Origin of the sequence: Franconibacter daqui (assembly GCF_014644275.1) — a bacterium.
GTDB lineage: Bacteria > Pseudomonadota > Gammaproteobacteria > Enterobacterales > Enterobacteriaceae > Franconibacter > Franconibacter pulveris.
The window spans coordinates 607705-618971 of sequence record NZ_BMKJ01000002.1 but is presented as its reverse complement, the minus strand read 5'-3'; the positions used below and the strand labels follow the sequence as shown (position 1 = coordinate 618971).

The 11267-nt window shown below is 64.3% G+C and carries 2 protein-coding genes; both read right to left on the bottom strand.

What is annotated here, in order from left to right; genetic code table 11:
* Window positions 1–17: 17 nt before the first annotated feature.
* Window positions 18–1316: a TolC family outer membrane protein gene (locus IEX01_RS12180; RefSeq protein ID WP_229701848.1), complete on the bottom strand. Its 1299-nt coding sequence runs from the start codon at window positions 1314–1316 to the stop codon at window positions 18–20.
* Window positions 1317–1465: 149 nt separating this feature from the next.
* Window positions 1466–11203, bottom strand: coding sequence for an Ig-like domain-containing protein (locus tag IEX01_RS12175; protein WP_229701842.1), 9738 nt, complete (start codon window positions 11201–11203; stop codon window positions 1466–1468).
* Between the last annotated feature and the right edge of the window lie 64 nt (window positions 11204–11267).

The following is an 11267-nucleotide window of genomic DNA, read 5'->3' as shown; positions in this document are numbered from 1 at the left end:
CCTTGTGTAGCCAGCGCTCAGAGCGTCGGCAGGGTATCGCCGGTCATCCGGGTGCGTTCAATGCCGAGCATGTCGAGCAGGTTGTCCACGGCGCCGGCGTAGCGCACCGCCGCATCCCAGGCATCGTAGCGGGCGGTAATCGACGAGGTGTCGGCCTGAAACACATCCTGTTCAATGCTCAGCAGGTCGTTAAGGCTGCGCTTGCTCAGACGATATTCGTCGCGATAAACGCCCCGCGCCCGTTCGGCGCTGTTAAGCTGCTGCTCGCCCGCCTGCTGGCGCTGCTGCGCGCCGGTGAGATCCGCCCAGGCGGTGGCGGCGCGCTGGTTAATGTCGAGCTTGCTCGCCTCCACGTCGGCGCGGGCGCTGGCGCGGTCACCTTCGGCGGCGTCGACGCGGGCGCTGACCGCCCCGCCCTGATAAATGGGCGCATCCACCACCAGCTGCACTTCGTCGTCCCAGTAGTCGCCGTTGTCGTTCTGGTAACGGGTGCGTCCCGCCTGCACGGAGACCGTCGGCCAGTGCTGGGCCTGCGCCTGGCGAATGCGCTGCTCGGCGGCGAGCTGTTTCGCCTGGGCGGCGCGCACCGCGTTGTTCTGCTCGTAAGGAAGAGATTTCAGCGAAATGTTCTGGCGCATGAGATCTTCCGGCAGGTCCGGCAGATTGTCGGAGACCACGCCAGTCAGCACGCTCAGCGCCGCCTGTGCGGAGCGGGTCTGCGCGCGGTATTGCTCAAGGCTTGCGTTCATGCCGGCGATGCGGGTTTGCGCCTGCAATACGTCCGACTGGGTGCTTAAGCCCGCCTCCGAGCGCAGGTTCGCCATCTCCTGCACGCTCTGAAGCGAATCAAGGTTGCGCTGCGCCGCCTGCGCCAGCGCCTGATAGCGTTTTACCTGTAAATAGGCCTGCAGGGTTTGCATGCCGACCTGGTTGAGGGTGTCGTAAAGGCCGTAGCGGTAAGCTTCGGTGAGGTTTTCCTGCTCATCGATGCTGCCGCCGGTTTTGCCAAAATCGTAGAGAAGCTGTTTGAGGTTAACGCCGCCCGCCGCGTTGCTGTTGAGCGAGCCTGCCGAGTCGGTGCGATGGCTGCGCCCGACGTTTCCCTGCAAAGAGATTTGTGGAAACCAGGCGCTTTCGGCTTCTTCAAGGTTGGCCTTGCCAACGCGGATTTGCGCCGCCGCCTGGGCGATTTTCGGGTTGCGGGCGAAGGCGCGCAGTATCGCCTCCTTTATAGATAGCTGCGCCTGGAGCTGTTCGCCTGGCGCTGTCTGCCACTGAAACGCCTCCTCTCCATAAACGTTCAGGTTTACTCCCATCAGGGCCGCCGCAAGGCACACGGAAAGCCCCAGCCGCCTGTGGCGCGCTTCGGTTTGCTTCATGGTTCCACCTTAGTTATGCCCGCCTGGGCGTCGTGGTGATATTGTTAAAATAAAGATGAAGGCCTCCTCCCTGAGGCCCTGTTGCATTACACGTGATTAACGTGGATCCCTTGCTGGATAAGCACATCGCCAAGCGTCGTGGTCTGCGAGCTGTTGTGGTAAACGTCGAACTGCACGCCGTCCACTTCCCGCTGCCCGCTCACCTCCCAGACATCCCCGGCGCCGTTGATCAGGTTCACCTGATCGCCCGCGCTGCCTTTCACCACCAGATCGTCTTCCGGCTTGTCGGTAACCGTAAGCGCCTGATGCACATCCAGCGTCAGGCCGTTGGTGCCCGATTTGCCAAGGTCGACTATCTCAACGTGCTGCACTTTGCCCGCCAGTTCCGTCAGGTTGAGCAGCAGGTTGACGCCATCCAGCACCAGGGTATCGGTGCCCGCGCCGCCGTCTATCTGGGTAAAGCCCAGCGAGGCGAGGTGGATGGTGTCGTTGCCCGCGCTGCCCTGCACTGTCTCGCCGCTTACCGACGTGCCGTCCGCAAGGTCGATGCTGAGGCCGCCGATGGTGTAAGCGCCGTCCGCCTCCGTTGTGGCGACCGTCGCGCTTTCCGTCGTCACCGCAGCGCTTTGCGTGTCATCGCGCACCGCGCTGGCGCTGGCAAGCAGGTTCTCGTTTCCGGTCTGCTGGCTGTCGTCGCCCGCCAGGCTGCTGTTTTCATCGCTCGCGCTAAGCAGTGAGAAGGCGGCCGCGTCCGACTCTGCCGAGAGCGTGCTTACGCCCGCAGGCGGCGTCGTGGAGATGATGTTGCCGCCAAGCCCGACATTCAGGTAGCCGGTGTTGCCCGCCACGTCCGTGGCGTAGATGTTCAGCACGCTGGAGAGCGACAGCAGTTGCAGGATGTTCAGCCCAAGCCCCAGTGTGGTGCTCCAGTTGCCGTTAGCATCGGTGATAGCCGTGGTGTTGACCGTGCCGTTGAGCAGCGACAGATGCACCACCGAGCCCTGCGCGAGGTTGGTGGAGCCGCCGCGCAGCGTCAGTCCATTGGTCAGCAGCGAAACCAGGTTCAGCGAAGAAAGCGGGTTAAAGGTAAGCGTCGGGGTGGTCAGTTTCACCGTCACGTCAGAGCTGGTGGTATTGGTGTTGCCCACTTTATCGGTGACCGTCACACCCACTTTCAGCGCGCCGTTGGTCAGCCCCTGAAGCACTGAACTGGCCACCGGCAGCGACCAGGTGCCGTCGCTGTTTACGGTCGCGTTGTAGTTAGCGCCGCCAAGGTTCACCACCACGGAAGCGCCGTCCGCCGCGCCGCTGATTTTCCCGCTCAGCACCTGGCCTGAGGTCGCTTCGCTGACGTTCAGGTATTTGTCGTTACCAAACAGTGAGGTCAGCGAAATCGACGGCAGCGAGTGGGTAATCACGTTCAGCAGCCCGCTGGTCGTGGAGCTGTTGCCCGCCGGGTTCACCACCGACGCGTTGACCGTCAGCGTGCCGTCGAGCAGCCCGCTGAGGTCCGTTTTCGGCACAGTAACCTGCCAGTTGCCGTCGCTGCCCACCGTGGCGGTGTAGTTCTTGCCGCCAAGCGAGACGTTCACCAGCGAGCCGACTGCGTTGGTGCTGGTGCCGGTGATCACCTGCGCGTTGAGAATATCGCTGGCGTTCAGCCCGTTATCGCCAAACAGCGACGTGATAGCGAGCGTCGGCAGCGCGCCGATATTCACGCTCACCCCGCCGGTGGCCCTTGCCGGGTTGCCCGCCGGGTCAACCGCCGTTACCGAGACGTTCAGCAGACCATCGGTCAGCGTCTGGAGCAGGCTGGCGCCGACCGGCACGCGCCAGGTGCCGTCCGCCGCCACCGTCGTGGTGAGGTTTAACGGCCCCAGCGCCACGTTGATTTGCGTTCCCGCCGCGAGGTTAGTGGCGGTACCGCTCAGCACCTGCGGATTCAGCAGATCGGCAAGGCTCAGGTTGTTGTCGCCAAACACCGGGTTGAGCGCGATTTGCGGCAGGTTCTGAATAATGGCGTTCACCACCTGCGTGCCGCTGCTCGCCACGTTGCCGACTGCGTCGACCGCCTGCGCCGTGACGGTCACTGCGCCGTTAGTCAGGTTCTGCAACAGCGAGGCAGGCACGGCGACCGACCAGACGCCATTCACCACCGGCGCCAGCAGTTCAGTGCCGTTGACCAGCACCTGTACCGTGCCGCTGGCAAGGTTCGTCGTCCCGCTGATAACCTGCCCCGCCGCGGCTTCCGCCGCGTTCAGGAAGCCATCCGCGCCGCCCAGCAGCGAAGTGATAGCCACCGTCGGCAGCGTGCCGATGCCAATATTCACCAGCGGGCCTTCGGTGGTCGAGCTGTTGCCTTCCGGCGTAGTGATGGTGATAAGACTTGCGAGGCTGCCGTCCGTCAGGTTGGCCAGTTGCGACGGCGAAACCTGAATCGAGAAGAGCCCATTGCTGCCTACCGTCCCGTTGAAGGTCTGGTTGCCTATCTGCACTGCGACAAGCGAGCCTGCCGCCGCCTGGCCCACGGAGCCGGTGATGGTCTGGCTGACCAGCGCGTCGGCGGCGTTGAGCAGGTTGTCAGTAAAGACCGAGACGGTGTTCAGCACCGGTTCAATCAGGCTGAGCGTCAGGCTGGCGCCCGCTGTTGCCCCGTTGCCATAGGCGTCCGCCACCGTCACGCTCACCGCCACATTGCCGCTGCCCAGCGCCTGGAGCGCATTCTGCACCGCCGCCGGGAGGTTAGCGGACCAGGCGCCATCCGGCCCGACCACCACATTGATCGCCTCGGTGTCACCGATGCGCACGGTCAGGCTCTGACCGTTCAGGCCGGTAGAAGTACCGCTAATCACGCCATTCAATAGCTCCGGCACGCTGAGCACGCCGTTGCCAAACAGCGGGGCGAGCGCGATCGTCGGCGCCACGTTGGCAAGCGTGAAGCTCGCGCCGGTATTCAGCACGTTACCCGCCGTATCCGTCACCTGCACCTGCAACGCGGTGTCGCCCGCCGGCAGCGCGTTTAGCAGCGTCGTCGGCAGCGTAGCGGTCCAGGCGCCGGTCGCCGCGTCCACCACCGCATTCAGCGTCTGGCCCGCGACGTTAACCACCACCGACGTCACGTCAGCCGCGTTGCTGAGCGTGCCGCTTACCACCTGGCCCGCGCCGCTGGCGAGGTCGTTGATATTAATAATGTTATCGAGGCCGACCAGCACATTGCCCACCACCGGCAGGTCGCTCAGCGCCAGGTTGAAGTCGACAATCTCATTTCTGGTATTGCCGAAAGCATCCGTTACGCCGATGTTCAGTTGCAGCGTCTGGTCAATCAGCCCCTGCCAGAGGCTCGGCGGCAGGTCGATGGTGAAAGAGCCGTCCCCGGCCAGTACCGGCGCGAGCGGAATATTCACGTCAGTGCCGATAATGGACGCGGTAACCGTCGCGCCGCGATAGTCGCCATCCACCCGGCCCGTCAGCACCTGAGTGACCAGCGACTCGGCCACGTTCAGAATGCCGTCGCCGCCGAACAGATCGTCGACCAGCACGCCCGGCCCCTGGTTGAGCGCCACGTTAAGCGCCACACGGTTGGTGGAGGTGTTGCCCGCCGCATCGGTGGAGGAGATTTGAATGACCTGCGCGCCGTCGGTCAGCGTCGTGAGATCGAGTTGCGGGAAGGTGTAGGTCCAGTTGCCGAACTCATCCACGGTCGCGGTGGTGGAGAGCGGTCCGAGGACGATGTTGACCGTCTCGCCCGGCTCGCCCGTACCAGAGAGCAGCAGGCCGCCCGCGGCGTTCACCGTGTTCAGCACCGCCGGAACGCCAAGCGCATCCACCGTCAGCAGCGGCGCGTCCACATCCACCGTCAGCGGACGCTCCGCCGTTGATACGTTGCCTGCGGCATCGGTTACGGTTGCCGTCACCACGTAATTGCCGCTTGCCAGCGCGTCCACCGCGCTCTGCGGCACCGTCGCACTCCAGGTGCCGTCGCCGTTCACCGTGGTGTAGTAGTTCACGCCGTTAAGGTTGACGGTAACCAGGCGGCCCGCTTCAGCCGCGTTCACCTGACCGCTTATCACCAGCGGCTCGCCGGTTTCTGCGGGAGTGAGGAGATCGTCCCCCGCCACCACGTTGATGCCTAACCCCTGCGGCGCGGTAACATCGACGGTGACGGCGGCCGTACCGGCAATTTCCGCCTCAGAAGGATCGATGCCCGTCGCGGTCAGGGTGTAAGCGCCCTCCGTCGGGAAACTGCTGGCTGCTACGTCGATAGCCCAGGTGCCGTCGGCGTTAACCGTGACGTTGTCCAGCAGCGCGCCGTTCAGCGATACCGCCAGCGTCCCTCCTTCAAAGCCGGTGCTTCTGCCGGTAACCGTAATAATCCCGGCGCCAAGTTCGCCTGCGTTAATGAAGCCGTCGCCGGTGATGGGGTCGATGCTCACGCTGAAATCAGGACGCACAGGATCATAGGTGACGGCGACCGGCGCGCTGGCGGCCGGGTTGCCCGCCGCGTCCGTAACGGTCGCGACCAGCGAACCGCTTTCCGGGCTGTTAAGCAGCGTGGCGAGCTGCGCCGGGGTCAGCGCCACCGCCCAGGTTCCGCCCGGCTGCACCGTGGTGGTGAAGGTCTGGCCGGAGAGCGTCACTGTTACCGTCTGGCCCACATCCACACTCGTGGTGGAGCCGGTAATGGTTTGCCCCTGCTGGCTTTCCACCCAGTCCAGCTCGCCGTCGCCAAACGGCGCGTTGACCGTAATGGTAGGCTCAGCCAGGGCGACGGTGACAGGCGTAATGCTCACGCCGGTATTAGCCGCCGCATCGGTTATGTTGACGGTAATGTTCTGCGGGCCGTTCGGGATACCGTCCAGCGCGCCAGGCGCAAGCGTTACGCTCCAGGTGCCATTGACGACGGTTGCCGGGAAATCCCGCCCGCCAATGGTGACGGTGATAACCGGCGTTTGCGTATTGACTGGCGTGGTGTAAGCCCCGGTAAGCGTCAGCGCGCTGTCCACTTCGGCAATGTTGAGATAGCCGTCCGCCAGCGCTGGCGTCAGCGCCGGGTCCAGCGTCACGGTCGGCGGCGTAAAGGCCACCAGGAACGACGGCGTGGGCTCAAGGGTGGTGCTGTTGCCGTACTGATCCTGCGCCGTCACAATCACTGGCACCTGCGCGCCGTTCTCAAGGCCCTGCAGCGAACCGGCAGGCAGCGGCACGCGCCAGGCGCCGCTGGCGTCCACGCTCGCCACATAGGTTGTGCCGTTAACGTTCAGGGTGACAGTCACGTACTGGTTTGGCCCTGTTACGCCCGTCGTTCCGCTGATGACCGTGTCGCTTGCCGCTTCCGCGATGTTGAGGATATTGTCGCCGCCAAAGAGCGGGTCAATGGTCGGCGTCGGCAGCGTGGTTTCAACGGCGAAGGTGACGGGCTCAGCGGTATCGCTGTTGCCTGCCGCATCCTGCGCCGTCACGGTAATGGTCGGTGTGGTGCCGGAAGGCAGAGACGCCAGCACTTCAGAGGGGATGGTGACGGCCCAGTCGCCGTTAGCCCCGGCCTGCGCGGTGCCCGTCCAGGTAATCGCATTCACCGTGAGCGTGACGGTGACAGTCTGCCCGGCGCCTGTCGCCCCGGTATTGCCGGTAATAGTTTGCCCCGCCGCCGCACTGGCTTCCGCGTTAGTCAGCACCTGGTCGCCAAACACCGGGTTAACGGTGACATCCGGCACGTTGTTGATTACGGCAGTAAAGCTCTCCGGCAGGCTGACGCTGTTGCCTGCGGCGTCGGTCACCACAATATTCAGCGGAATTTCGCCGTCCGGCAGTGCCGCAAGCTGCGCCGCCGGAATAGTGACGCTCCAGATGCCGTCGCCATTCGAGGTGGCGGTAACCGGCGTGCCGTTGTTGAGCGTCGCCGTTACGGTCAGCGGACGGTTCGGGTCCGTCACGCCGGTATTGATTGTAAAGGTATAATCGCCCGTCGCTTCCGCCACGGTCAGCACATCGTCGCCAAAGAGCGGCGCCGTCAGCGCAGGCTGCGGCAGCGCGGTTACGAAGCTGGTGAAGCCCTGCGGCTCGCTGGTGTCGGTGTTGCCCGCGCGGTCGGCGACGGTCACGGTCAGCGAATGGTCGCCGTCGGCAAGCGCCGCCAGCACCTCTGGCGTCAGCGCCACTGACCAGAAGCCGGTATTGTCGACCGTGCCGACAATCGGCGCGCCGCCGTCAATGGAAACCGACACCGTCTGCCCCGGCCCGGCAAGGCCGGTCGAGCCGGTCAGCGTCTGGCCTGCCCCCGCTTCGGCGGCGTTCAGGAAATCATCCGTAAAGAGCGTTTCCGGCAGCGTGGCCGTCGGCGTTTCCAGCACCAGTTCCAGCGTCACGCTGCTGGTGGCCGGGTTAGCGTAGGCGTCAGCGGCGGAGACCGTCGCGGTAAACTGCCCGCTGCCAAGCGCCGAGAGCAGCGCGCTGCCGTCCGCGCCCACGTTCACGCTCCAGGTATTCCCGGCGGTCACCGCTCCGGTATAGGTCTGGCCGCCGATGGTCAGCGTGACGGGGGTCCCTACCGCCAGGCCGGTCGAGGTACCCGTAATCAGGAAGACATCGGACGCTTCAGGGGTGTTAACCACGTTGTCGCCGGAAATGGGGTTAAAGGTCAGCGTCGGCAGCACATCGTTGCCTACATTCACCGTTATCGGCGACGTGCTGACGTTGCCCTGGGCATCCGTCGCCTGCACGGTTAATACCACGCCGTCGCCTGATAGCGCCTGCAACTGCGCCGCCGGGATGACCAGCGTCCAGTTGCCCTCTTCGTTCGCCACAACCGCAGTGGTAATCGGCTGGCCGTCCACCAGCAGCACGACGTTCGCGCCCGGCGCGGTGGTGCCGGTAAGCAGCTGATCCACCGCCGATTCGGCCACGTTCAGCAGGCCATCGTCAAAGACGTTGCCCGGAGTGATAGCGATAGCCGGGCCGCTGAAATCGGCCAGCACATCCTGGGTTGTCACCGCCGGATTCTGCGCCGCGTCAGTGGCCGTGACGGTGATGGTGTAGGTTACGCCGTCGGTAAGCCCTGCCAGCGCAGAGGCGGGAATGAGCACGCTCCACAGCCCGTTTGCGTCGGTAGTGGTGTTATAGGTAACGTCGTTGAAGGTGACGGTAACCGGCGTACCAGCCGCGAGGTTCTGCGAGGTGCCGGTGAGGGTGAGATCCGCGCCGCGCTCGGCAGCGTTGATCACATCGTCCTGCGCGACAACATCCACCGTCAGTTGCGGCAGCGATCCTGGCTGCGCCACGACGTTCACCGGACGATCGACGGTGATCGGGTTGCCGGCAAGATCGGTCACCGTCACGCTTATCGGCAGCGAACCGTCAGGAATGCCGGTGGTGGCGGAGGCCGGAATTTCTACGCTCCACGCGCCGCCTTCCTGCACCGCGCCTTCGTAGGTCTGGCCGTTGATCGTAACGCGAACGATCTGCCCGGCTTCCACCCGCTCGGTGGTGCCGGTAAGGGTGAAGGCCACGCCCACTTCAGCGGCGTTCAGGAAATCGTCGCCAGTGACAGGGGCGATTTGCAGCACAGGGGCGTTCAGCGGCGAAGCGTCGAGCGTAAAGCTGACGGTCTCGGTCGTGCTGTTGCCGGCGAAATCGGTGACCGTCGCGGTCACCGCGACCGGCCCGTCAATCGCCCCGCTCAGCGCGCCCGCAGGCAGCGTGACGCTCCAGGTGTTGTCGCTCAGCACCAGCCCGGTATAAGTCTGGCCGTTGACCTGCACGACCACCTGCTGCGGGTTCGCCGGGTCATAGGTCGCCGTGCCGGTGATTTGCAGCGGCTGCGTCACTTCAATGCCGTTAACGATGTTGTCATCGGTCAGGTCGTTGATGGTGAGCGCCGGCGCGGTTTTATCGACCACCAGCGAACTTTGCAGCACGTTCTGGTTGCCTGCGACGTCGGTCGCGGTGATGGTCAGCGGCAGCGTGCCGTCGCCGAGCGCCTGAAGCACTTGCGGCGCAAGCGTCAGCGACCAGTTGCCGCTGGCGTCCACCGTCGCCGGGTATTCTGTCTGACCGATAAGCACAGTGACCGTCTGGCCTGCCCCTGTCACGCCGGTAGAGCCGCCAAGCGTACCGCCTGCGTTCGCTTCCGCAGCGCTCAGCACCCCATCGGTAAACGGCGTGTTCAAGGTGACGACCGGCAGCGCGGTGGTGATCAGCGTGAAATCATGGGTGGTGGAGACCGCATTGCCTGCCGCATCCACGGTTGACGCGCTGAGGGTGATGGTGCCGTCGCTGATAAGCGCGGCGTCCGTCTGCGGCACAATAACGCTCCAGGCGCCGCCCTCCTGTACCGTGGCGGTGTACTGTTTGCCGTTCAGCGTGACGATAATCTGGCTTTGCGGCTCAACGTTTACCGTCGCGCCGCTGATAGTCAAACCGCTGGCGATATCGCCAAGCCCTACGCTGTCGTCGCCGGTCAGCGGCGTGACAACGATAGCGCTGAGATCGGTGTTAACGGTGAAATCACGGCTGTCGGTTGCCGGGTTGCCCGCCGCGTCGGTAACGGAAGCGGCCAGCGTATAGCTGCCATTATTAAGCCCCGCCAGCGCGCTCGCCGGAACAGTGACCGCCCAGTTGCCGTCGGCGTCGACCACGCCGCTCCAGGACAGCAGCGGCCCAAGCGTGACGGTAACCTGCTGGCCCGCCTGTACGTTAAGCGTGGTGCCGGTCAGCGTCACGCCCGCGTCGCGCTCAGCGGCGTCGATGATGTTGTTGTTGGTCACCGGGTTAATGGTAAGGAGCGGCGGACGAGTCGCATCCGCCGCCACGCTGATAGTATGCGTGGTGGTGGCGCTGTTGCCTGCGGCGTCGCTCGCGGTCACGTTAAAGACCGCCTGGCCGTTCGGCAGCGACTGCAACACTTCCGCTGGCACCGTCACCGTCCATTCACCGCCTGCGCCCGTCACCGTTCCGTTCAGGGTTGCGCCGTTGATAGTCACCACCACAGGCGAACCGACTTCCGCCCCTGCCGCAACGCCTGTCAGCGTCTGCTCCACGCCCGCTTCGGCGATGTTCAGGAAATCGTCACCGGCAAACGCGCTGACGCTAACCTGCGGCGGCGTAACGTCAACGGTGAACTGGGTATCCAGCGTATCGGCGTTGCCTGCCGCATCGGTGACGGAAACCAGCACCGGCACCGGCGACTGCGCTTCGGTCAGGCCGCTCAGCGCGCCCGATGGCACCGTTACGCTCCAGTTGCCTTCGCTGTCTACCGTGCCCTGGTAAACCTGGCCGCCCAGCGTGACGCTCACGCTCTGCCCTGCCCCCGCGTTGCCGGTTGTGCCGGTGATGACCTGATCCTGTCCGGCTTCGCCAGCGCTAAGCACGCCGTCGCCGAAGAGCGGCGCTGAAGTCACTTCCGGCAGGTTATTAATTAAGACATTCAGGGTGTGGAGATCGGTAACCGTGCCGTCCGGGAGCTGCGCCGTCGCCTGCACGGTATAAGCGCCATCGGTGGTGATAGCCAGCAGGGCTGCGGACGGGATTTCCGTCTGCCAGTTGCCGCTGGCGTCAACGGTCGCGTTATAGGTGGCGTTATTGAAAGTCACCGTCACCGCGGTGCCGACCGGCAGGCCGGCGCTGGTGCCCTGGATAATCAGCGGCGAACCCGCCTCTACGCGGTTCAGATAATCATCGGCAGAGATAATGCTGATCGCCACCGCGTCGGTGGTGGTGTCTACCGTTACTGGATAAGGAATGGTGACAGACTGGTTGAAGGTGTCGGTCACGCTCACCTGGAGCGTGTTCACCCCTTCGCTCAGCGCCTGCAAGACGGTCACCGGCACGTCAACGCGCCAGTTGTTGCTGGCGTCTACCGTTACGCTCTGCGACCCTGAAAGTCGTAGCGAT